Origin of the sequence: Streptomyces sp. NPDC052101, from assembly GCF_040680235.1 — a bacterium.
Lineage (GTDB): Bacteria > Actinomycetota > Actinomycetes > Streptomycetales > Streptomycetaceae > Streptomyces.
Window position 1 is genome coordinate 49,142 of the sequence record NZ_JBFAWH010000012.1, and the last position, 20,579, is coordinate 69,720.

Below are 20,579 nucleotides of genomic sequence, written 5' to 3' on the forward strand. Positions count from 1 at the left end.
TTTCCCCTCGGGGAGACGGCCCGCTTCTGTGTGCGAGCAAGACCACGTACGGGGAAACGGCTACCGGTGTGACGGGTGTGTACGGCAGGATCCTGGGATGGAGCGTGTACGTGACCTCTCTGAGCTGCCGAAAGCCCATCTGCACCTGCACTTCACCGGTTCTATGCGACCGGGGACCGTCCTGGAACTGGCCGACAAGTACGGCGTACGCCTGCCCGAGGCCCTGACGGAAGCGCTGACCAGCGGCGAACCGCCCAAGCTGCGGGCCACGGACGAACGGGGCTGGTTCCGTTTCCAGCGGCTGTACGACGCGGCGCGCTCCTGCCTGCGCGCACCGGAGGACATCCAGCGCCTGGTCCGGGAGGCCGCCGAGGAGGATCTGAAGGACGGCTCGCGCTGGCTGGAGATCCAGGTGGACCCGACGTCGTACGCGCCCCGGCTGGGCGGGCTGATCCCGGCGCTGGAGATCATCCTGGACGCGGTGGACACGGCGTCCAGGGAGACCGGGCTCGGCATGCGCGTGCTGGTCGCCGCCAACCGCATGAAGCACCCGCTGGACGCCCGCACGCTGGCCCGCCTCGCGGTGCGGTACGCGGACCGGGGCGTGGTCGGTTTCGGGCTCTCCAACGACGAGCGGCGGGGCATGGCGCGGGAATTCGACCGGGCCTTCCACATCGCGCGCGAGGGCGGTCTGCTGTCGGCTCCGCACGGCGGCGAGCTGACCGGCCCGGCCTCGGTGCGGGACTGCCTGGACGACCTGCACGCCTCGCGGATCGGGCACGGGGTGCGCGCGGCGGAGGACCCGCGGCTGCTGAAGCGGCTGGCCGACCGGGGCGTGACCTGCGAGGTGTGCCCGGCCTCGAACGTGGCGCTCGGTGTGTACGAGAAGCCCGAGGACGTGCCGCTGCGCAGGCTCTTCGAGGCGGGCGTCCCGATGGCCCTCGGCGCCGACGACCCGCTGCTGTTCGGCTCCCGGCTGGCGGCCCAGTACGAGATCGCCCGGCACGCCCACGGCTTCTCCGACGCCGAACTCGCAGAACTGGCCCGCCAGTCGGTACGGGCCTCGGCCGCCCCGGAGGAGGTCAGGGCGCGGCTGCTGGCCGGCGTCGACGACTGGCTGGCTGACCCGGCCGCCTGAAGTGGGCGTAGGGCGGGTACGCCTTGAAGCAGACCAGGACCTCGACCGGATGCCCGCCGCCGGGCGGCTGCCGCAGCCCCCACAGCCCGGACACCAGCGACGCGTGTCCCCTGGCCACATCCTTCTCGCGCGGCCCCCGGCCGGCGGCGTAGGCCAGGGACATGGCGGCCTCGGCGAAGACGTCACGGCTGCCGAACAGGAAGAAGGTGTTCGCGTGGGTGGTGTGCCGCAGCTCGTCCCGGCGGTCGGCGCGCTGCTCCCGCGCGCGCCAGGCGGCGGCGTCCCGTGCGGTGCGCGCCTCGTCGGTGCGGACCGTGAGCGGGGAGCCGCCCTGCCTCAGCCGTCGGCGCAGCTCGGGCCACTGCGAGGCCCGCAGGCCCAGCGAGTGGTGGGCGAGGACGAGGTCGACGAGCGGCCCCTGGCCCTCGTCGGGCGGGACGCCCTCCCGCAGCGGCACATGGACGAGCGTGTGCCGCGAATGCGCGGCGAACGAGAACAGCCCGGCGAGCCGGTTGAGCCCGTCGTGGTCGCCCATGAGCATGCCGATCGGCGCGGGTGCGCGCAGTGAGGTGTGGCGCAGCGGCTGCCAGGGCCGGACGACCCGATGCTCGTACGGGCCCCTTCTGAACCGGAACTCGCGCAGTGTCAGCCGCATATGGCCCTGGTCCGGGAGGCGCTTGTCATGCTCCCAGCGTGAAGCTCACGCGGAGTACGGCGCAACGGAGATTCCGCCCAGCAGGGTTCTCGCGAGCCGCGCGGCGAAGTCGTCGACCGGCGGCCGCTGCCCCGCGCCGGCCGCGTCGTAGGCGAACGCGCGCTGCGCACAGGCGCCCAGCAGCAGGGAGGCGGCCGCGAAGGTGTCGGCGTCGGCGCGGACGCGGCCCGCGGCCTGTTCGGCACGGAGGTAGGCGTCGAGGTCCTGGATCGGCTTGTGCGGGCCCGATCCCAGCTTGCGCAGGGCTTCGTAGTGGCGCTGCTTCAGCTGGGTCTCGGCGTACAGGGAGGCGGCGATCGGGAAGCTCTGCTCGTAGAAGAGGGCGGCCTGGCGGGCGATCTCGGTGAGGTTGTCCGCCAGGGTGCCCTGCCCTGGTTCGGCGGCAAGGCCGCCCAGCAGCGGGGTGAGCCGGGGCAGCCGCTCGGCGAGCACGCGCACGAACAGCTCCTCCTTGCTGTCGAAGTACTTGTAGAGGGCCGCTTCGGAGCAGCCGGCCGCGCGGGCGATCTCCTTGGTGGTGGCGCGGGCGAGCCCGACGGTGAGCATCAGCTCGTGGGCGGCGTCGAGGATGCGGACACGCGCCGGCTTCGGCTCCATGAGGCGTCCAATCGGGCTTGACGAGTGGGTGAGTGCTTACCCACTCTAGGGGGAGCAGCGGGTGAGTGAATGCTCACCCACCAATCCCGACCACGGGAGCATTCATGAACCTCACCGTTTTCGGCGCCACCGGCGGCATCGGCCGGGAGATCGTGCGTCAGGCGCTGAACGCCGGCCACCGGGTGACCGCCGTGGTCCGCGATCCGGCCCGGCTCGACGTCACGGGGGACGCGCTGGAGGTGGTCCGCGCCGACCTGGCCGACCCCGAGGAACTGCGGGCCGCCGTCCGGGGCCGGGGCGCGGTCCTCTCCGGCCTGGGCGCGCGCAGCCGCAAGGACGCCGGGGTCGCCACCCGGCTCACCCGCACGGTCCTGCGCGCCATGGAGGCGGAGGACGTGCAACGGCTGCTCGTGGTCAGCGCCGGCCCCGTCGGCCCCGTCCCCGAGGACGACGGCGCCCTGGACCGTGCCATGCGCGGCCTGGTGTCGGCCGTCCTGAAGGACGTCTACGCCGACCTGCGCGGGATGGAGTCCGAGCTGGCCCGCAGCAGCACGGACTGGACGTCCGTACGGCCGCCGCGCCTGCAGGACAAGCCGCTCACCGGCCGCTATCGCACCGTCGTCGGCGGTTTCCCGCGCAAGGGCCGCTTCATCGCACGCGCGGACGTCGCGCACGCGATGCTGGCGATGATCGACGACGAGGGGACGGTGAAGCAGGGCGTGGGGGTGGCGTACTGAGCCGGTCCCGCTTCAGCCGGTCCCGCTTCAGCCGTCGGCTAGAGGCTGGCGCCCACCGTCACCGGTTCGTTGACGAGCGTGACCCCGAAGGCGTCGCGGACGCCGGCGACCACCTCGCGGGCCAGCGCCAGCAGATCCTCGGTGGTGGCGCCGCCCCGGTTGGTGAGGGCGAGGGTGTGCTTGGTGGAGATGCGGGCCGGGCCGGTGCCGTAGCCCTTGGTGAAGCCCGCCTTGTCGATCAGCCAGGCCGCGGAGGTCTTCGTACGGCCCTCCCCCGCCGGGTAGGCGGGCGGCTCCACGCCGTCGCCCAGCCGCTCGCGCACGCGCGCGTGGAACGCGGCGAACTGCGCGTCGGTGAGGATCGGGTTGGTGAAGAAGGATCCGGCGGACCAGGTGTCGTGGTCCTCGGGATCGAGGACCATGCCCTTCCCGGCCCGCAGCTTCAGCACGGTCGTGCGGGCGTCGGCCAGCGGCACCCGGTCTCCCGGCTCGACGCCGAGCGCGCGGGCGGTCTCGGCGTACTTGAGGGGCGCGGACAGCCCGCCCGCGTCCTCCAGCTCGAAGCGGACGCGGAGCACGACATACCGCTCGGGGTCCGCCTTGAAGCGGCTGTGGCGGTACGAGAAGGCGCACTCCTCGTTCGTCAGCGCGACGGTCTCGCCGGCGCGCCGGTCGTAGGCGATCACCTCGGTGATGGTGGAGGAGACCTCCTGGCCGTAGGCACCCACGTTCTGGATCGGTGTGGCGCCCGCGGATCCGGGGATCCCGGCGAGGCACTCGATTCCGGCGAGCCCGGCCTCGACGGTGCGGGCGACGGCGTCCGTCCACACCTCGCCGGCCTCCAGCTCCAGCGTCGTACCGCGCAGCTCGACACCGCGCGTGGCGATGCGCAGGGCGGTGCCGTCGAAGCCCTTGTCACCGATGACCAGGTTCGATCCGCCGCCGATGACCAGCAGCGGCGTCCCGCTGTCGTCGGCTTCACGGACGACGGCGATCACCTCGGCGTCGGTCACCGCGGTGACCAGCCGCGTCGCGGGACCGCCCAGCCGGAAGGTGGTCAGCGGGGCAAGAGGGGCGTCGTGGAGTACCTGCACGGGCCCAAGACTACGAGACGGCTCCGACAGCCCCGCACCCGCGCGGGCGGCGGTCTTCCGCGCCACACCGGCCTCGGGTGCGGCTCCTCGCCGGACGGAACAGACACGGCCGGCCGGTCACACCCGCCGACGCCCGCGGGCTGACACACGCGTACGCGCGCGTGGACTCCTTTCGAAGCCCACGCGCGCGTACGCGAGGTCCGGCCGCCATCGGCCTATGTAAGGCGCCGCTCCGCCTCCGCCCAGCTCACCGGCAGCTGGTCGCTCGAGGTCTGCCAGGTGGCGAAGGCCGCGTCGCGCATCTGGGAGGCCAGGGCGCGCGAGGTCGGCCGGTGGGCGCCGGAGCGGGCGAAGGCCTGCAGCGCGTCGGCGGACTCCCAGGCCGAGAGCGTCCAGAAGGTCTTCCGCAGGGGCTGCGCCTTGAGGGAGGCCCCGTAGGCTCCGGGCGCCCGGCCGACCTGCCGCCACACGGCCGGGGTGCGGACGAGGAAACGGAGGGCGCCCCACAGGGAGCGGGTCTCGAAGCGCGAGGCGAAGACGTGCACCTCGGTGTCCTGCGGCGGGGTGTTCGGCACGATCCAGGGAAGCGCGGGAATTCCGGGCATCGCGATCTCCTTGTGGCGAGTTCCGGGAGCAGGGATGGGGTTGCGGCACGGAGCCCCGTGCGGGCTTCAGCGAACGGTGGGCTCCAAGGAGGGAGCCTCCACGGCGGGCGCGTCCGCGGCAGGTGCCTCCGCGGCGGGAACCTCAACCGCCGGCGCACCCATGGCAGGCGCTTCCGTGGCGGGAGCCCCAGTGGCAGGCGCATCAGTGGCGGCAGCCTCAGCGGCAGTGGCGGTGGCCGTGGCGGTCGCGTGGGCGGCGCTGCGGCGCCGGGCCGGGATCACCAGGGCCGCGACCGCGGCGAGGGCGACCACCGCCGAGCCGGTGACGAGGGCGGGCCGCAGGCCGTCCACGAAGTTCTGCGCACTCTCGTAGCCGCCCTGCGCGGAGAAGATCGACGACATCACCGCGATACCGAGCGCACCGCCCACCTCGCGCAGCGCGTTGTTGGCCCCGGAGGCGATGCCCTGCTCCTGGGGACTCACGCTGGACATGACCAGATTGGCGGCCGGCGCGAAGTACAGGGCCATGCCGATCCCGCTGATGATCAGGGCGGGCAGCTGGACGGTGTAGGAGGCATCCACGGTGGCGACGGCGGCCATGTAGCCGAGACCTATGGCCTGCAGCAGCAGGCCCGCGGCGACGACCGGGCGGCCGCCGATGCGGTCGGAGAGGATCCCGGCTATCGGCGCGACGAGCATCGGCATGCCGGTCCACGGCAGCATCCTCAGGCCCGCCTCGGTGGGCGAGTAGCCGAGCACGCCCTGCATGTACTGGCTGAGCAGGAAGATCGAGCCGAACATGCCGACGAACATCAGCAGGCTGGCCCCGTTGATCCCGGAGAAGGCGCGGGAGCGGAACAGCCGCATCGGCAGCATGGGGTTCTTGCCGCGGATGCCGTGGTGGACGAAGCCGGCCAGCAGGGCGGCGCCGGCGAACAGCGCGGTGAGGACCACGGTGTCGGTCCAGCCGTCGGCGGGCCCGCGGACCAGGCCGTAGACGATCCCGAAGAGCCCGCCGCTGGCGAGCAGCGTGCCGGGGATGTCGAGCGGGGCTCCGGCGCCGTAGGACTCCGCGAGCCGCAGCCGGGCGAGCGGCAGCACGGCCAGGCCGAGCGGTACGTTCAGCCAGAAGATCCAGTGCCAGGAGACGTGCTCGGTGAGGCTGCCGCCGATGAGTGGTCCGGAGGCGACGGCGAGGCCGTTGACGGCGCCCCAGATGCCGTACATGGTCCCGCGCTTGGCGGCGGGCACGGCCGCGGTCAGCAGGGTCAGCGTGAGCGGCATCATCACGGCCGCGCCGACGCCCTGGACCGCGCGGGCGGCGATCAGGGAGCCGATGCCGGGTGCCATGGCCGCCGCGGCGGAGGCGCCGGTGAAGACGGTGAGTCCGGCGATGAAGAGCCGGCGGCGCCCGAAGCGGTCGCCGAGCGCGGCGCCGAACATCAGCAGGACGGCGAAGGTGAGCGTGTAGGCGCTCACGGTCCATTCGAGGTCGTCCAGCGCGCCACCGAGGTCCTTGCGGATGGAGGGCAGGGCGGTGGTGACGACGAGGTTGTCGAGGGCCGCCATGAATCCGGCGACGCTGGTGATGACGAGGGCCCAGGCGGCGCTTCCACGCCGTGCGCTGCCCCGCGCGGTCTGATCCGACATCTCTCCCCCAGAGAGCATCTCTAGTTAGTTATCGATGACTAACTTTTTGAGGTACGAAAGAGGCGGGGCCACCGCCTCGACGTGCTACTTCTCCAACCGCCCCGTGACCCGGGCCGACGGGTACATCCCCTGCCAGACCCGGTGTTCGGGCGGAAACCCCATGGCGGCGAGGGTGTTGATGAGCATGCCGTACGCCAGGAAGGTCGTGGTCTCGCCGTCGTCCGCCCCCAACGGCAGATGAACGGTCTCCCAGAGCTTCATCCAGGCGGCCCGTACGGCCTCGCCGAACTCGTGATCACCCTCGGCCTCGGCCGCCGCGACCGCGATGTAGGTCTGCATCTGCATCTGGAGCTTCTCGGGCTGCTCCGTGATCAGCCGCACATAGGCGTTCGCCATGGCGTGCAGGGCTTCCTCGCCCTCCAGCCCCTCCGCCGCCTCCCTGAAGACCCGGCACGTGTCCTCCACGCACCGCAGCGACGCGGCGGCGAAGATCGCCTTCTTGCCCGCGAAGAGCCGGAAGAGGTACGGCTGCGACACACCCACACGGGTCGCGATCGCTTCCGTGGAGGTGCCGTAGAAGCCCCTCTGTGCGAACTCCGTGATCGCCGCGCGAATGACGCTCTCGCGCCGCTCTTCTGCGCTCATCCTGACCATGGGCAGTAAGTTAGTGCTCAATCACTAACTTGGCAAGCCCGCTGGTCACAGGCGCGCGCAACGGATGTCCGGCAGACGTAAACGCATGTCCCGCACAGACGTAAGGGGCGCCCCACCAGGGAGGACGCCCCTTACTTCAGCACTTCGTGTCACCTAGGCACGCCGCAAGCACGCGCGCGGGCCGTCAGGCCAGCCGTACGACCGCTCGGGACATGCCCAGGACCTTCTGGCCGCCGCTGGTCGCCGTCAGGTCCACGCGCACGGCGTTGTCGTCCAGCTTGGCCGCGACCTTGCCGCTGACCTCGATCAGGGCGCCGTTGTCGTCGTTCGGCACGACGACGGGCTTGGTGAAGCGGACGCCGTACTCGACGACCGCGCCCGGGTCCCCGGTCCAGTCGGTGACCACGCGGATCGCCTCGGCCATGGTGAACATGCCGTGCGCGATGACGTCCGGCAGGCCCACCTCCTTGGCGAACTTCTCGTTCCAGTGGATCGGGTTGAAGTCCCCGGAGGCACCCGCGTAGCGCACGAGCGTGGCACGGGTCACGGGGAAGGTCTGCGCCGGCAGTTCGGTGCCGACCTCGACGTCGTCGTACGCGATCTTCGCCGTCGTCACGTCCTCACGCCTCCTCGGCCGCGCGGGCCACGAGCTTGGTCCAGGCGGTCACGACGTGCTCGCCCGCCTCGTCGTGCACCTCACCGCGGATGTCCAGGATGTCGTTGCCCGCGAGGGACTTGATCGCCTCGATGGTGGAGGTGACCGTGAGCCGGTCGCCGGCGCGCACCGGGCGGCTGTAGGCGAACTTCTGGTCGCCGTGCACCACGCGGCTGTAGTCGAGGCCGAGTTGCGGGTCCTCGATGACCTGTCCCGCGGCCCGGAAGGTGATGGAGAACACGAAGGTCGGCGGGGCGATCACATCCGGATGCCCGAACGCCTTGGCGGCCTCGGGGTCCGTGTACACCGGGTTGGTCTCGCCCACCGCCTCGGCGAACTCGCGGATCTTCTCCCGGCCCACCTCATAGGGGGCGGTGGGCGGATAGGTCCGTCCAACGAAGGACTGGTCGAGCGCCATGGCCCGGCACCTCCTGATGTCTGCTGTGATGGCCCCAAATTAGCCGGAACCGAGCCGGGAATTACGCGCGGGACGGCCGGGCCGTCCAGCGGGTGAACCGGCTACCGGCCGGCGGGTGAGCCGTTCACCGGCCAGCGGGTGAGCCGGTGAAACGACGCGAGGCCGCCCCCTCGGAAGGGGACGGCCTCGCGAACGAGCCTGTTTATCGCGTTTCGCGGTGCGCGGTGTGCGCGTTGCAACGCGGGCAGTGCTTCTTCATCTCAAGACGGTCCGGGTTGTTACGCCGGTTCTTCTTGGTGATGTAGTTCCGCTCCTTGCACTCCACGCAGGCCAGCGTGATCTTCGGGCGGACGTCGGTGGCAGCCACGTGAGTGCTCCTAAGACGAACGGATGGACTGATTCAACGCAAGAAAGAGTAGCCGATCGAAGGACCGACCCCGCAATCGGCTACTGTCAGTAGCGGTGACCGGACTTGAACCGGTGACACAGCGATTATGAGCCGCTTGCTCTACCGACTGAGCTACACCGCTGTGATGCGATCGGATCCCGCCTTTCGACGGGAACCTCTCACACCAGAGCCCCAAAACGGAATCGAACCGTTGACCTTCTCCTTACCATGGAGACGCTCTGCCGACTGAGCTATTGGGGCGAGCGATGAAGACATTACACGGTCCGCCGCCGTTCACCCAAATCCGTATCCGGCCGCCCTCCGCACCCTCCATCCCGGCCCTCGCAGCGGCCTCATGAGACGCAGCGGCGGGTGGTCGGCGGCCGGGGAGAAGGGAGCCGGGGCGGTCAGTTCCGGCACGCGTGCGTGGGTGTCATCCGTGTCGTCGGCGTCGGTCGGTTCGGCGTCGGTCGGTGTCGTCGGGGAGACGCGCGGCACGCGCATGGACGCCGTCGGGCGGACCGGGCGCCGCGTCGGCGGAGGTCGCCGGGCCGGGAGCGGGCCGCCACACGGACAGACGCCGCCGGGACGGGCGCGCACCACGTGGACGGGCATCGCCAGGACGGGCGCGAGCCAGCCGGGTGGACGTAGCCGGGACGGGCGCGGACCAGGCGGGTGGACGTCGCCGAGAGGGCAGGCCGCCACGCGGGTGGGCGACACAGGTACCGCCAAGGGCGGACCACACCGGTACGACTATTGCGCTCCTGCGCGCCCGGCGCGGCTCACCGGCCTAGGCTCGACTCACTCTGCGTGATCTTGGGGCTTTCGCAGCCCGGTTCCTCACGCGGGCCCGCCCGAGCCCCGGCACCGACCCTGGAGCGCGATGCCCGACAGCCAGCCGCAGCCCCACCCACCGTCGAACTCGTCGAACTCCTCGGGATCCTCGGGACAGTCCGACCCGGCCGCCCTGCTGCTGTGCGGAGCGCGACTCACCGACGGCCGGACCGTGGACGTACGGCTGGGAGGCGGACGCATCGAGGCGGTGGGCACGGCCGGCAGTCTGGCTCCGGGCCCCGCCCGCACGGGCGCCACCCGCGTGGACCTGAACGGCTACCTGCTCCTGCCGGCCCCCGCCGAACCGCACGCCCACGGTGACACCGCGTTGTCCGCCGAGCGCCCCGGCCCGGTGTCGTACGCCCCGGACGACGTCCAGCGCCGGGTCACGGAGGCCGCTCTGCTGCAGCTCGGGCACGGGGCGACGGCGGTACGCGCGCACGTGCGCGTGGGCGACGTCCAGGGGCTCGGCGCGCTGGGCGCCGTCCTGCACGCCCGGCGCTCGCTGCGGGGGCTCGCGGAGCTGACGGCGGTGGCGATGCCACGGCTGCTGACCGGCGCGGCAGGGGCCGACGGGCTGGCGATGCTGCGCGACGCGATCAAGATGGGCGCCTCCGTGGTGGGCGGCTGCCCCGACCTGGACCCCGATCCCGCGGGCTATGTCGAGGCCGTCCTGGAAGTGGCCTCCGAACACGGTTGCCCGGTGGACCTGCACACGGACGCCTCGGACCCGGCCCGGTTGTCCCGGCTCGCGGCCATGGCGGGCGGCTTGCGCCCCGGCGTGACGATCGGGCCGTGCGCCGGTCTCGCGCGCCTGCCCGCCGAGGCCGCGTCACGCGCCGCGGACCAGCTCGCGGCGGCCGGTGTGACGGTCGTGTGCCTGCCCCAGGGCGGCTGCTGCGGCGCCGACCGCCGGGGCGCCGCTCCGGTACGGCTGCTGCGCACGGCAGGGGTGCGCGTGGCGGCCGGCAGCGGCGCCCTGCGCGACGCCGCCTCCAACCCCGTCGGACGCGGTGACCCCCTGGAGGCGGCCTACCTTCTCGCCTCCGCCCACGCCCTGCGCCCGGAGGACGCCTACGAGGCCGTGAGCACCTCGGCCCGCGCGGTGCTGGGCCTGCCGGAGGTCCGCGTGGAGGCGGGCTTCCCCGCCGAACTCCTCGCCGTGCGCGGCGACCGCCTGGCCGGCGCACTGTCCTTGGCCTACAGCCGGATCGTGGTCCACCGGGGCCGGGTGGTGGCGCGTACGAGCGCGGTGCGGGAGTACTGCAACTCGGCTGTGGCGGTGGAACTCGGGTTGCCCCGGCAGGGGCGGGGCGAGTTGTCGTGAGGGGCCGGGCTGTCGTGGAGCGCGGCGAGTTGACGTGACGGCTGGGCTGTCGTGGCGCGGCCCAGGGCGGTCACGACGCGGCTCGGGCTCGGGATGTCATGGGGAGGCTTGGGGGTGGGGCAAGGCGGGGCGGCGGTCGGCGGGGCGTGTGCGTCGGGGGACGCGCCGGTGGAGCTGGGTGGTGGAGCTGGGTGGTGGAGCTGGGTGGGTGGGCGCGGGGGCGTGATTCGGCGTGCGCGCCGGGCGCAGAAGCGGTCGCAACACGCCGAGCGCTCGATCGGTCGATGCACGCCGGGCGGGTGACTGGCGGTGCACGCGGGGCCGGTGACTGGCGGTGCACGCGCGGCGCATGCTCACCGGAGCACACCGAGCGCGTACCCCTGAGCACGCGCCCCGCGTGTGCCTGTGCACGCCGGGCGCGTGTCGGTCCGGGCGAGCCCGGCGCGCTCCGGCCATGCCGGTTAACTCGTGCGGCGGATGTGCCCCTTCCGGCGTACGGTCGGTTTCATGCGCATTGTCATCGCTGGTGGTCATGGTCAGATCGCGCTGCGGCTCGAGCGCCTGCTCTCCGCGCGCGGGGAAGAGGTCGCGGGGATCATCCGCAAGCCCGAGCAGGGCGACGATCTACGGGCGGCCGGTGCCGAACCGGTCCTGCTCGACCTGGAGTCCGCCTCGGTGGAGGAGGTCGCGGCGCACCTTCAGGGCGCCGACGCGGCGGTCTTCGCGGCCGGTGCGGGCCCGGGCAGCGGCGCGGACCGCAAGGCGACGGTGGACAGGGGCGCGGCGGTGCTGTTCGCGGACGCGGCCGTCCGCGCGAAGGTACGCCGTTTCGTCGTCGTGTCCTCGATGGGCGCCGACCCCGCGCACCAGGGCGACGGGGTCTTCGACGCCTATCTGCGCGCCAAGGGGGAGGCGGACGCGCACATCACCCGCCAGGAGGCCCTGGACTGGACGATCCTGCGCCCCGGCACGCTCATGGACGACGCGGGCACCGGTCTGGTCCGGCTGGAGGCGCACACGGGGCGCGGCGGGGTCCCGCGCGACGATGTTGCGGCCGTCCTGGCGGAGTTGGTGGACACTCCGGCCACGACCGGCCTGACGCTGGAGCTGATCAGCGGATCGACTCCGGTGTCGGTCGCGGTGAAGTCGGTGGCCGGGAACTGAGGAGGACCATCGGCCGTTGAACGGTCAGGCCCGCCACCTAGGCTTCCAGCACCGCCCGTTGACATCCCATCAGATCCCGTAGTTCCGATTCCCGCACCTCCGCACCTCATCCGCGCCTCAGAACAGGGGCAGCTGCCCGGGAAACTCCGGTACGGCGTATCCGTCCAACGCCGGCTGGACAGCGCCGAGTTGCGCCTGTTGCCGTGACCCGGCACAGGAGACCAGTTCGCCGATCTCCCGCGCCCCGGGCGGGTCGTGTCGCGCGAAGCGGCCCGCGACGACGGCGATGTCACGGCGGCACACGGGGCAGGTTCTGCGGCGGGAGGACATGCCGCCAGTGTGCCCGCATTCGAGGCGGCGGCGACACCGTCGTCAGGTGCGGGTCTCCGCTTCCCAGCGGTCGGGGCCCACCCCGCGCCAGTCGATCAGCGGCGAGTCGGCCACCTGCTCGGGTTCGATCTCCAGCCCCGCGCGCCGCAGGAACTCCACCAGGTCCCGCACACTGTGCGCCAGACCGAGGATCTCCCCGTCCACCCGGACCCGGCGGCCGCCCGTCGGGGACGGCAGGTGCACGATGATGGGTCGCTTCCCGGCCATGGCTCCAGCATCGTCCGGACCCCCCGGGCCCGCACCCGGACCGGTCATTCCAGAATCCCCAGTGCGGTGTCGAGACGCGCCAGCGGGCGATAATCGTTCATGCATTCGATTCTAGTGCTCGAATCTGACCCTGCCGTCCTTCCTTGAGACGCGGCTCACATTCACCGCTGTCACAAAGTGCGGGGCTGTTCGGTCTAAGAGGCGTAGCCATCGAACAACGACGCAGGAGCACACCGTGGAAGCTCGTCTGAACGTCATGGCCAGCCCGGTCGCCGCCAAGGCCTTCAAGCACATCATCGCGGCGGGCAAGGCCCTCTCGGAATCCACCGTTCCGGCCTCGACGCGCGAGCTGATGATGCTCCGCGCCAGCCAGATCAACGGCTGTGCCGGATGCATCGACATGCACACCAAGGAAGCCACCGCGGCCGGGGAGAGCGCGGTGCGGCTCCACCTGGTCGCCGCCTGGAGGGAGGCCAAGGTCTTCACCGACGCCGAGCGCGCCGCGTTGGAACTGACGGAGCAGGGCACCCGGATCGCGGACGCGGCCGGCGGCGTCCCGGACGAGGTCTGGGCCAACGCCGCCAAGTACTACGACGAGGAACAGCTCGCCGACCTGGTGACCCAGATCGCCGTCATCAACGCCTTCAACCGCGGAAACGTCATCACCCAGCAGCCCGCCGGAGACTACGAGGCCGGCATGGTCGCCAAGTTCCACTGATGGTCCGCCCCGTACGGCCGGTACGCTCGGCCGGCCGTACGGGGGCGGCCACGCAACGACGAGAGCCCCGCGACCTGCTTTCGCAGATCACGGGGCTCTCGTTTCCCGTGTGGCGGCGCCAGGATTCGAACCTGGGAAGGCTGAGCCGGCAGATTTACAGTCTGCTCCCTTTGGCCGCTCGGGCACACCGCCGGGTTGGCCACCAGCTCGACCCCGCTTTTCGGCGGCAGTCCCTGGCGACGTCGTAAACAATACCCGATACACGGGGGTGCTTCGCCACCCGGTTGATCTCCACCCCTTGGCTCGCGGGGTGGCTAGGCTGGTGCGGATGCGGTCCGGTGTCATGCCGGGCCCGGCGGCCGCCGCCACGCACGCCGGCACGCACCCGATTCACCCCGATACAAGGAGCCAAAGGACATGGCCGACTCCAGTTTCGACATCGTCTCGAAGGTCGAGCGGCAGGAGGTCGACAACGCCCTCAACCAGGCCGCCAAGGAGATCTCGCAGCGCTACGACTTCAAGGGCGTGGGTGCCTCGATCTCGTGGTCCGGTGAGAAGATCCTCATGGAGGCGAACTCCGAGGACCGGGTGAAGGCTGTCCTCGACGTCTTCCAGTCCAAGCTGATCAAGCGCGGTATCTCGCTGAAGGCGCTGGACGCGGGCGAGCCGCAGCTGTCCGGCAAGGAGTACAAGATCTTCGCGTCGATCGAGGAGGGCATCTCCCAGGAGAACGCGAAGAAGGTGGCGAAGATCATCCGCGACGAGGGCCCGAAGGGTGTGAAGGCCCAGGTCCAGGGTGACGAGCTGCGGGTCTCCTCCAAGAGCCGTGACGATCTGCAGGCCGTGATCGCACTGCTGAAGGGCAAGGACTTCGACTTCGCGCTGCAGTTCGTGAACTACCGGTAAGAGACCGGCAGTACTTCGGCAAGAGGCAGGAAGGGTGGGCGCCCCCGAGCGGTGCCCACCCTTCCGTGCTGTCGACGCCGCACTCAGTCCCGTGAGTTGCCGAACAGGATGCGGTAGACGATCAGCAGCACCAGGGAGCCGCCAATGGCCGCGGCCCAAGTGGTGCCGTCGTAGAAGTTCTTGGTGACCGGGTGGTGCAGCCAACGCGCCGAGATCCAGCCGCCGATGAACGCGCCCGCGATGCCGATCAGGGTCGTACCGATGAAGCCGCCGGGGTCGCGGCCCGGCAGGAGGAGCTTGGCGATGGCTCCGGCCAGCAGTCCCAGGATGATCCAAGCGATGATGCTCATGCCGTGAACCTGCCCTTCCGCGCTGTGTCCGCACTGTCCCGCTGCTGAGAATCCGGTGAGGAATCGCTGTCCACGCGCGCGTGTTCGTGCCGTGTCGATGAAGAGGACGCCACGGGTCCACCACACGGTTGCGGCGCTCAGTAGGGTGCGGCGCATGACACCTTCCGGTACCGGACTGCGCCGCACCCTGGGCGTGCGGGACGCCGTGGTCGTCGGTCTCGGATCGATGGTCGGGGCCGGCGTCTTCTCGGCCCCGGGACCCGCCGCGCGCGCGGCCGGAACAGGCCTGCTGCCCGGGCTGGCGCTCGCGGCCGTGGTGGCCTACTGCAACGCGATGTCATCGGCCCGTCTCGCGGCCCGCTACCCGGCCTCCGGGGGGACGTACGTGTACGGGCGGGAGCGGCTGGGCCCCTTCTGGGGGTATCTCGCGGGCTGGGCGTTCGTGGTCGGCAAGACGGCGTCCTGTGCGGCCATGGCGCTCACCGTGGGGGCGTACGTCTGGCCGGGGCAGGCGCACGCGGTGGCGGTCGCGGCCGTGGTGGCGCTGACGGCCGTGAACTACGGCGGTATCCAGAAGTCCGCGTGGCTGACGCGGGTGATCGTGGCGGTGGTGCTGGCCGTTCTCGCGGCTGTCGTGGTCGTGTGCCTGGCCTCCGGGCGGGCCGCCGCCGGACGGCTGGACGTGGGGCTGTCGTCAGGGACGGGCGGGGTGCTCCAGGCGGCGGGTCTGCTGTTCTTCGCGTTCGCCGGGTACGCGCGGATCGCGACCCTCGGCGAGGAAGTGCGGGATCCGGCGCGCACGATTCCGCGCGCGATCCCGCTGGCCCTGGGGATCGCACTCGCGGTGTACGCGTGCGTGGCCGTCGCGGTGCTCGGTGTCCTCGGCGCGGACCGGCTCGGGCACACGGCGGCGCCGCTGGCCGACGCGGTACGGGCGGCCGGTGTGCCGGGGCTCGTGCCCGTGGTGCGGGCCGGGGCGGCGGTGGCGGCCGCCGGCTCGTTGCTCGCGCTGATCCTCGGAGTGTCCCGTACGACGCTCGCCATGGCCCGGGACGGGCATCTGCCGGGGGCGCTGGCGGCCGTGCACCCCCGCTTCCGGGTGCCGAACCGGGCAGAGCTGGCCGTGGGCGTGGTGGTCGCCGTCATGGCCGCGACGGTGGACGTGCGCGGCGCGATCGGCTTCTCATCCTTCGGGGTGCTCGCCTACTACGCCGTCGCGAACGTTTCCGCGTGGACCCTGGACCCGGCCCCGGCGGCTCGGGTGGTGCCCGTGGTGGGCCTGCTCGGCTGCGCCGTGCTGGCGTTCGCGCTGCCCGCCGTGTCGGTGGTCGCGGGCGCGGGCGTGCTGGCGGTGGGTGCGGGGGCCTACGCCGTACGGCGATGGGTGCGGCGACGGAGCGAGTGACGCGCCGTCAGCACACTCGGGACCGCACGCGCGCGTGGTGACTGCTGTCCGCGGGCTCGCTCAGCGGGATGCGAACGGCTGGTCCGTGCGGACGATTTCGCGGCCCAGGGGCAGCAGGGAGACCGGGAGCAGCTTGAAGTTGGCGATGCCGAACGGGATGCCGATGATCGTGAGGCACAGGGCGATACCGGTGACGATGTGCGCGATCGCCAGCCACCAGCCGGCCAGGATCAGCCACAGCACGTTGCCGATGCAGGAGGGCGCGCCCGCGTCCCGGCGTTCGACCGTCGTGTACCCGAAGGGCCACAGGGCGTAGACGCCGATACGGAAGGCGGCGATTCCGAAGGGGATGCCGATGACCGTGATGCACAGCAGGACGCCGGCGAACAGATAGCCCAGGAACAGCCAGAAGCCGCTCAGGATGAGCCAGATGACGTTCAGGATCGTCTTCACTGGTTGCGACCTGCCATTTTCTCGAGCCGGGCGATGCGGTCCGCCATAGGCGGGTGCGTGGAAAACATCTTGGTCAGTCCCTGGCCGGCGCGGAAGGGGTTCGCGATCATCATGTGGCTGGCGGTCTCGATCCGGGGCTCGGGCGGCAGCGGGAGCTGCTGGGTGCCGGCCTCCAGCTTGCGCAGGGCGCCGGCGAGAGCCAGCGGATCGCCGGTGAGCTGGGCCCCGGAGGCGTCCGCCTCGTACTCCCGGGAGCGACTGACGGCCAGCTGGATGAGGGTGGCGGCGAGCGGGCCGAGGATCATGATCAGGAGCATGCCGAGCAGGCCGGGGCCGTCGTCGTCGTCCGAGCGGCCGATCGGGATCAGCCAGGCGAAGTTCACCAGGAACATGATCACCGAGGCGAGCGCGCCGGCGACCGAGGAGATCAGGATGTCCCGGTTGTAGACGTGGCTCAGCTCATGGCCGATGACGCCGCGCAGCTCACGCTCGTCCAGCAGGCGCAGGATGCCTTCCGTGCAACACACTGCGGCGTTGCGCGGGTTACGGCCCGTGGCGAAGGCGTTGGGGGCCTCCGTGGGCGAGATGTACAGCCGGGGCATGGGCTGGCGGGCCTGCGTGGACAGCTCACGGACCATGCGGTACAGCGCCGGGGCCTCGAATTCGCTGACCGGGCGGGCGCGCATCGCGCGAAGCGCCAGCTTGTCGCTGTTCCAGTACGCGTACGCGTTCGTACCGAGGGCCACCAGGACCGCGACGATCAGTCCCATACGGCCGAAGAAGCTGCCGATGACGATGATGAGTGCGGACAGGCCCCCGAGGAGTACCGCGGTCCTGAGCCCGTTGTGCCGGCGGTGCACTGTGCGCCCTCCAAATCGTGCAGCTGGGGAACACTTTGGTCCAGTGGACCCTCCCGCTTGTGACAACGCCAGGCGACGGCCACGAGTTCCCTGTCAGCGGCGCGGACGCCGGTCGGCCGTACGGGTGACGTGCGCGTTCGCGCTCACGCGCGCGTGGTGGCGCGGATGCGCCACGCGCGCGAGGCGGCTTCTCGCGGCGGTCCGGTGGCCTTCTCGGAGCAGGCTCAGAACAGTCCGGTGGCCGCGAAACGGAGGACCAGCTGGGGTGCTCCGGACAGGGCCACGCCGAGTACACCGGTGAGGGCGAGCGCGGCCGTGAGAGGGGCCGGGACGTGGTGCCGGGCGGCTTCGCCCTCGGGGGCGCGGAACAGCAGGGCCGTCCACTGCAGGTAGTAGAAGAGGGCGATCACCACGTTGACGGCCATGACGACGGCAAGCCAGCCGAGGCCCGCGTCGACCGCCGCCGAGAACACGGTGACCTTGGCGAACAGTCCGATGACACCCGGCGGCAGCCCGGCCAGGCACAGCAGGAAGAACGCCAGCAGGAGCGCGGTGAGCGGGTTGGCGGCGTACAGGCCCCGGTAGTCGCTGATCCGGTTCAGGGCCCGGCTGCGGCCCACCAGGGCGGCCACCGCGAACGCGCCGAGGTTCACCGCGGCGTACATCAGCGCGTAGGCCACCGTGGAGCCGATCGCCTTCTGCGGGTCCCTGGCGTAGCCGGCGGCGGCGATCGGCACCAGCAGATAGCCGGCCTGCCCGACGGAGGACCAGGCAAGCAGCTGTACGGCGCTGTACGCGCGCGTGGCCTGCTGACGCAGGGCGCCGACGTTGCCGACGGTCATGGTGAGCGCGGCCAGCGCGGCGAGCGCGGGCCCCCAGACGTCGGCGTACGACGGGAACGCCACGACGGTGACGAGGATCAACCCGGAGAAGCCGACGGCCTTGCCGACGACCGACAAGTAGGCGGCGACGGGCAGCGGCGCGCCCACGTAGGTGTCGGGCACCCAGAAGTGGAAGGGAACCGCGGCCGTCTTGAAGGCGAAGCCGATCAGGGTGAGGACGACGCCCGTCTGGGCGAGCGTGTGCAGCTGGCCTTCGACGTGCGCCAGGCGCTGGGCGACCTGGGTGAGGTAGAGGGTGCCGGTGGAGGCGTAGACGAAGCTGATGCCCATCAGGCTGACCGCGGTGGCGGTCACCGAGGACAGGAAGAACTTCAGGGCGGCCTCGGAGGACCGCTTGTCGCCGTGCCGGATGCCGACAAGAGCGAAGGCAGGCAGCGAGGCGACCTCCAGGGCGACGATCAGGGTGGCCAGGTCGCGGGAGGCGGGCAGCAGGGCGGCGCCGGCGGCGGAGGACAGCAGCAGGAACCAGAACTCGCCCGGCGGGACGCGCCGCTCGTCGTCCTTGAGGTTCGTGACGGACAGCAGGGCGGCGAGCAGCGCCCCGCCGAGGACCAGGAACTGGATGACGAGCGTGAAGTGGTCGGCGGTGTAGCTGCACGCGCGCGTGGCGCCGCGTACGCAGAAGGTGCTGCGGTCGCCGTCCAGGAGGGGCAGGAGCATCAGCGCGGCCACGGCCAGTCCGGCGACCGAGATCCAGCCCAGGACGGCCTTGCGGGCCTCGGGCAGGAACAGGTCGGCGACCAGGACGGCGAGGCCCACCGCGGCGGCGATGGTCGGCGGGGCGACGGCGAGCCAGTCGACGGACTGGACCAGCGACTCGGCAAGGGGCTGGGCGCTCATCGGGTGCCTCCTGCGAGGAGCTGGTGCACGGCCGGGTCGGTCAGGCCGAGCAGCGCCCTCGGCCACAGTCCGGCGACGACGGTGAGGGCGACGAGCGGGGTCCAGGCGGCGAACTCGTAGCCGTGGACGTCGGCGAGCGTCGGGACCTCCCGCTCCACGCCCCCCATGCAGACGCGGCGGACCACGATCAGCATGTACGCGGCTGTCAGCAGGGTGCCGAACGCGCCGATCGCCATGAAGGTCAGGAACGCGGGCCGGCTGAGGTCGGCGGCGGGCTTGAACGCGCCGAACAGGGCCAGCATCTCCCCCCAGAACCCGGCGAGGCCCGGCAGTCCGAGCGAGGCGACGGCTCCGAAGGCGAGCAGCCCGCCGAGCCGCGGGGCCCTGCCGTACAGCGCGGCGCCGGTCTCTTCGGCGAGGGTGTCGAGGTCGGTCGTGCCCGTACGGTCCTTCAGCGCGCCGACCAGGAAGAAGAGGAGGCCGGTGATGAGGCCGTGGGCGATGTTGGCGAACAGGGCGCCGTTGACGCCGGTCGGGGTCATGGTGGCGATGCCCAGCAGGACGAAGCCCATGTGACCGACGGAGGAGTAGGCGATCAGCCGCTTGAGGTCGCCCTTCGCGCCCCGCTTGGCCAGGGCCAGGCAGGCCAGGGATCCGTAGATGATCCCCACCACGGCGAACGCGGCGAGGTACGGCGCGAAGGTGTGGAAGCCGTGCGGCGCGATCGGCAGCAGGATCCGAACGAACCCGTACGTACCCATCTTGAGCAGGACACCGGCCAGCAGGACCGAGCCGACCGTCGGGGCGGCGGTGTGGGCGTCCGGCAGCCAGCTGTGCAGCGGCCACATGGGCGTCTTCACCGCGAGCCCGATCCCGATCGCCAGAACGGCGATGACCTGCACGGACGCGGTCAGCGACCGGCCGTTGTCAGTGGCGAGTGCCACCATGTCGAACGTGCCCGCCTTGATTCCGATCAGGAGCAGGCCGAGCAGCATGACGACGGAGCCGAGCAGCGTGAACAGGATGAACTTCCACGCGGCCCGGGTCCGGCCCGCACCGCCCCAGCGGGCGATGAGGAAGTACATCGGGATGAGCACCATCTCGAACGCGAGGAAGAACAGCAGCAGGTCGAGGACGGCGAAGGTCGCGAGGGTGCCGGACTCGAGCAGGAGCAGCAGCGCGACGAACCCCTTCGGGGAGCCGCCCGCGGGCGGCTTGAAGTAGGAGTACAGCGCGCAGAGGAAGGTCAGCAGCGCGGTCAGGACCAGAAGGGGGAGGGAGATGCCGTCGATGCCGAGGTGGATCCGCACGTCGAGTGCGGGGATCCAGCTGATGTCGGTCGTGGCCTGCATCTTCGACGGATGGTCGTGGTCGAAGCCCAGCGCGAGGGCGAGCGCGGCGATGAGGATGGCACCGGTGACGGTGACGCCGTGCCGCAGCACGGCGTGCTCGGGCGACTTCCCCTTCAGCCCCGGCGGGGCGGGCAGCAGAGCGGCGACGGCGCCGAGGAGCGGGCCGACGACGACGAATGCCAGAAGGAACTGCATCACGGACTCGTTGATATCGATCACG

Annotated in this window: 23 protein-coding genes and 3 tRNA genes; 7 read left to right on the forward strand and 19 right to left on the reverse strand. The window is 71.5% G+C overall.

Annotated elements, in window-relative coordinates:
• The first annotated feature begins 97 nt into the window (after positions 1-97).
• Positions 98-1,138, forward strand: a complete 1,041-nt coding sequence (locus tag AB0L75_RS21905; RefSeq protein ID WP_365183230.1) for an adenosine deaminase — start codon at positions 98-100, stop codon at positions 1,136-1,138.
• Here the strand turns inward: AB0L75_RS21905 and AB0L75_RS21910 are convergent.
• Complete coding sequence (locus AB0L75_RS21910) at positions 1,083-1,793, reverse strand: hypothetical protein (protein WP_365183232.1); 711 nt, start codon at positions 1,791-1,793, stop codon at positions 1,083-1,085. The genes AB0L75_RS21905 and AB0L75_RS21910 overlap by 56 nt on opposite strands.
• Before the next feature lie 45 nt (positions 1,794-1,838).
• Positions 1,839-2,450, reverse strand: a complete 612-nt coding sequence (locus tag AB0L75_RS21915; protein ID WP_365183234.1) for a helix-turn-helix domain-containing protein — start codon at positions 2,448-2,450, stop codon at positions 1,839-1,841.
• Positions 2,451-2,554: 104 nt separating this feature from the next.
• Between AB0L75_RS21915 and AB0L75_RS21920 the strand changes: the two genes are divergently transcribed.
• Positions 2,555-3,187: an NAD(P)H-binding protein gene (locus tag AB0L75_RS21920; RefSeq protein ID WP_365183236.1), complete on the forward strand. Its 633-nt coding sequence runs from the start codon at positions 2,555-2,557 to the stop codon at positions 3,185-3,187.
• A gap of 38 nt (positions 3,188-3,225) precedes the next feature.
• Here AB0L75_RS21920 and AB0L75_RS21925 read toward each other — a convergent pair whose 3' ends face one another.
• The 9 genes from AB0L75_RS21925 to AB0L75_RS21965 all read right to left on the reverse strand — a co-directional run bounded on the left by AB0L75_RS21925 (position 3,226) and on the right by AB0L75_RS21965 (position 8,912).
• Complete coding sequence (locus tag AB0L75_RS21925; protein ID WP_365183238.1) at positions 3,226-4,281, reverse strand: UDP-N-acetylmuramate dehydrogenase; 1,056 nt, start codon at positions 4,279-4,281, stop codon at positions 3,226-3,228.
• 215 nt (positions 4,282-4,496) lie between these two features.
• On the reverse strand, positions 4,497-4,877 hold the full coding sequence (locus tag AB0L75_RS21930) for a DUF3291 domain-containing protein (protein ID WP_365183719.1): 381 nt from the start codon (positions 4,875-4,877) through the stop codon (positions 4,497-4,499).
• A 75-nt stretch (positions 4,878-4,952) separates the two neighbouring features.
• Positions 4,953-6,536 carry an MFS transporter gene (locus AB0L75_RS21935; protein WP_365183240.1) on the reverse strand — a complete coding sequence of 528 codons (1,584 nt, stop codon included), beginning with the start codon at positions 6,534-6,536 and terminating at the stop codon, positions 4,953-4,955.
• A gap of 84 nt (positions 6,537-6,620) precedes the next feature.
• Positions 6,621-7,190 carry a helix-turn-helix domain-containing protein gene (locus AB0L75_RS21940; RefSeq protein WP_365183242.1) on the reverse strand — a complete coding sequence of 190 codons (570 nt, stop codon included), beginning with the start codon at positions 7,188-7,190 and terminating at the stop codon, positions 6,621-6,623.
• Between the two features lie 184 nt (positions 7,191-7,374).
• Positions 7,375-7,806: a MaoC family dehydratase gene (locus AB0L75_RS21945; protein WP_365183245.1), complete on the reverse strand. Its 432-nt coding sequence runs from the start codon at positions 7,804-7,806 to the stop codon at positions 7,375-7,377.
• A 4-nt stretch (positions 7,807-7,810) separates the two neighbouring features.
• Complete coding sequence (locus AB0L75_RS21950; protein WP_365183247.1) at positions 7,811-8,263, reverse strand: MaoC family dehydratase N-terminal domain-containing protein; 453 nt, start codon at positions 8,261-8,263, stop codon at positions 7,811-7,813.
• A gap of 202 nt (positions 8,264-8,465) precedes the next feature.
• Positions 8,466-8,630, reverse strand: a complete 165-nt coding sequence (gene rpmG, locus AB0L75_RS21955) for a 50S ribosomal protein L33 (protein ID WP_003948671.1) — start codon at positions 8,628-8,630, stop codon at positions 8,466-8,468.
• Positions 8,631-8,720: 90 nt separating this feature from the next.
• A tRNA-Met gene (locus tag AB0L75_RS21960) sits at positions 8,721-8,793 on the reverse strand.
• A gap of 46 nt (positions 8,794-8,839) precedes the next feature.
• Positions 8,840-8,912: transfer RNA gene (locus AB0L75_RS21965), tRNA-Thr, on the reverse strand.
• A gap of 622 nt (positions 8,913-9,534) precedes the next feature.
• On the opposite strand from AB0L75_RS21965, the gene AB0L75_RS21970 reads away from it, so the two are divergent.
• Positions 9,535-10,812: an amidohydrolase family protein gene (locus tag AB0L75_RS21970; protein WP_365183248.1), complete on the forward strand. Its 1,278-nt coding sequence runs from the start codon at positions 9,535-9,537 to the stop codon at positions 10,810-10,812.
• A 507-nt stretch (positions 10,813-11,319) separates the two neighbouring features.
• Positions 11,320-11,976, forward strand: a complete 657-nt coding sequence (locus AB0L75_RS21975; RefSeq protein ID WP_365183251.1) for an SDR family oxidoreductase — start codon at positions 11,320-11,322, stop codon at positions 11,974-11,976.
• Between the two features lie 117 nt (positions 11,977-12,093).
• Here the strand turns inward: AB0L75_RS21975 and AB0L75_RS21980 are convergent, their stop codons facing one another.
• Positions 12,094-12,306 carry a hypothetical protein gene (locus AB0L75_RS21980; RefSeq protein ID WP_365183253.1) on the reverse strand — a complete coding sequence of 71 codons (213 nt, stop codon included), beginning with the start codon at positions 12,304-12,306 and terminating at the stop codon, positions 12,094-12,096.
• 42 nt (positions 12,307-12,348) lie between these two features.
• The gene (locus AB0L75_RS21985) at positions 12,349-12,573 is read right to left on the reverse strand and encodes a hypothetical protein (protein ID WP_031167006.1); all 225 of its coding nucleotides are present in this window, start codon (positions 12,571-12,573) and stop codon (positions 12,349-12,351) included.
• A 235-nt stretch (positions 12,574-12,808) separates the two neighbouring features.
• On the opposite strand from AB0L75_RS21985, the gene AB0L75_RS21990 reads away from it, so the two are divergent.
• Entirely contained in the window at positions 12,809-13,291 is a 483-nt protein-coding gene (locus tag AB0L75_RS21990) for a carboxymuconolactone decarboxylase family protein (RefSeq protein ID WP_365183256.1), read from the forward strand.
• Positions 13,292-13,401: 110 nt separating this feature from the next.
• On the opposite strand, the gene AB0L75_RS21995 is transcribed toward AB0L75_RS21990, so the two are convergent.
• A tRNA-Tyr gene (locus AB0L75_RS21995) sits at positions 13,402-13,483 on the reverse strand.
• 225 nt (positions 13,484-13,708) lie between these two features.
• On the opposite strand from AB0L75_RS21995, the gene AB0L75_RS22000 reads away from it, so the two are divergent.
• Positions 13,709-14,197 (forward strand): YajQ family cyclic di-GMP-binding protein, encoded by a 489-nt coding sequence (locus AB0L75_RS22000; RefSeq protein WP_030174428.1) that lies wholly within the window; start codon positions 13,709-13,711, stop codon positions 14,195-14,197.
• Between the two features lie 83 nt (positions 14,198-14,280).
• Here the strand turns inward: AB0L75_RS22000 and AB0L75_RS22005 are convergent, their stop codons facing one another.
• Entirely contained in the window at positions 14,281-14,547 is a 267-nt protein-coding gene (locus AB0L75_RS22005; protein WP_365183259.1) for a GlsB/YeaQ/YmgE family stress response membrane protein, read from the reverse strand.
• A gap of 154 nt (positions 14,548-14,701) precedes the next feature.
• Here AB0L75_RS22005 and AB0L75_RS22010 point away from each other — a divergent pair, with 154 nt between their 5' ends.
• Positions 14,702-15,952, forward strand: coding sequence for an APC family permease (locus AB0L75_RS22010; protein ID WP_365183261.1), 1,251 nt, complete (start codon positions 14,702-14,704; stop codon positions 15,950-15,952).
• Between the two features lie 60 nt (positions 15,953-16,012).
• Here AB0L75_RS22010 and AB0L75_RS22015 read toward each other — a convergent pair whose 3' ends face one another.
• The 4 genes from AB0L75_RS22015 to AB0L75_RS22030 form a co-directional block, all read right to left on the reverse strand.
• On the reverse strand, positions 16,013-16,405 hold the full coding sequence (locus AB0L75_RS22015; RefSeq protein ID WP_365183264.1) for a YccF domain-containing protein: 393 nt from the start codon (positions 16,403-16,405) through the stop codon (positions 16,013-16,015).
• Entirely contained in the window at positions 16,402-17,265 is an 864-nt protein-coding gene (gene htpX / locus AB0L75_RS22020; protein WP_365183267.1) for a zinc metalloprotease HtpX, read from the reverse strand. Before htpX ends, AB0L75_RS22015 begins: the two co-directional genes overlap by 4 nt.
• A 224-nt stretch (positions 17,266-17,489) precedes the next feature.
• A complete protein-coding gene (locus AB0L75_RS22025; protein ID WP_365183269.1) occupies positions 17,490-19,007 on the reverse strand; it encodes an NADH-quinone oxidoreductase subunit N in 1,518 nt (505 codons plus the stop codon).
• The gene (locus AB0L75_RS22030; RefSeq protein WP_365183270.1) at positions 19,004-20,578 is read right to left on the reverse strand and encodes an NADH-quinone oxidoreductase subunit M; all 1,575 of its coding nucleotides are present in this window, start codon (positions 20,576-20,578) and stop codon (positions 19,004-19,006) included. The genes AB0L75_RS22025 and AB0L75_RS22030 overlap by 4 nt, the downstream gene beginning before the upstream one ends.
• Position 20,579 lies beyond the last annotated feature (1 nt).

Excerpts from the sequence above, each read along its gene's own strand:
- AB0L75_RS21905 (WP_365183230.1), top strand. The coding sequence starts at position 98 with ATGGAGCGTGTACGTGACCTCTCTGAGCTGCCGAAAGCCCATCTGCAC.
- AB0L75_RS21910 (WP_365183232.1), bottom strand. The coding sequence starts at position 1,793 with ATGCGGCTGACACTGCGCGAGTTCCGGTTCAGAAGGGGCCCGTACGAG.
- AB0L75_RS21915 (WP_365183234.1), bottom strand. The coding sequence starts at position 2,450 with ATGGAGCCGAAGCCGGCGCGTGTCCGCATCCTCGACGCCGCCCACGAG.
- AB0L75_RS21920 (WP_365183236.1), top strand. The coding sequence starts at position 2,555 with ATGAACCTCACCGTTTTCGGCGCCACCGGCGGCATCGGCCGGGAGATC.
- AB0L75_RS21935 (WP_365183240.1), bottom strand. The coding sequence starts at position 6,536 with ATGTCGGATCAGACCGCGCGGGGCAGCGCACGGCGTGGAAGCGCCGCC.
- AB0L75_RS21940 (WP_365183242.1), bottom strand. The coding sequence starts at position 7,190 with ATGGTCAGGATGAGCGCAGAAGAGCGGCGCGAGAGCGTCATTCGCGCG.
- AB0L75_RS21950 (WP_365183247.1), bottom strand. The coding sequence starts at position 8,263 with ATGGCGCTCGACCAGTCCTTCGTTGGACGGACCTATCCGCCCACCGCC.
- AB0L75_RS21970 (WP_365183248.1), top strand. The coding sequence starts at position 9,535 with ATGCCCGACAGCCAGCCGCAGCCCCACCCACCGTCGAACTCGTCGAAC.
- AB0L75_RS21975 (WP_365183251.1), top strand. The coding sequence starts at position 11,320 with ATGCGCATTGTCATCGCTGGTGGTCATGGTCAGATCGCGCTGCGGCTC.
- AB0L75_RS21980 (WP_365183253.1), bottom strand. The coding sequence starts at position 12,306 with ATGTCCTCCCGCCGCAGAACCTGCCCCGTGTGCCGCCGTGACATCGCC.
- AB0L75_RS21985 (WP_031167006.1), bottom strand. The coding sequence starts at position 12,573 with ATGGCCGGGAAGCGACCCATCATCGTGCACCTGCCGTCCCCGACGGGC.
- AB0L75_RS22000 (WP_030174428.1), top strand. The coding sequence starts at position 13,709 with ATGGCCGACTCCAGTTTCGACATCGTCTCGAAGGTCGAGCGGCAGGAG.
- AB0L75_RS22005 (WP_365183259.1), bottom strand. The coding sequence starts at position 14,547 with ATGAGCATCATCGCTTGGATCATCCTGGGACTGCTGGCCGGAGCCATC.
- AB0L75_RS22010 (WP_365183261.1), top strand. The coding sequence starts at position 14,702 with ATGACACCTTCCGGTACCGGACTGCGCCGCACCCTGGGCGTGCGGGAC.
- AB0L75_RS22025 (WP_365183269.1), bottom strand. The coding sequence starts at position 19,007 with ATGAGCGCCCAGCCCCTTGCCGAGTCGCTGGTCCAGTCCGTCGACTGG.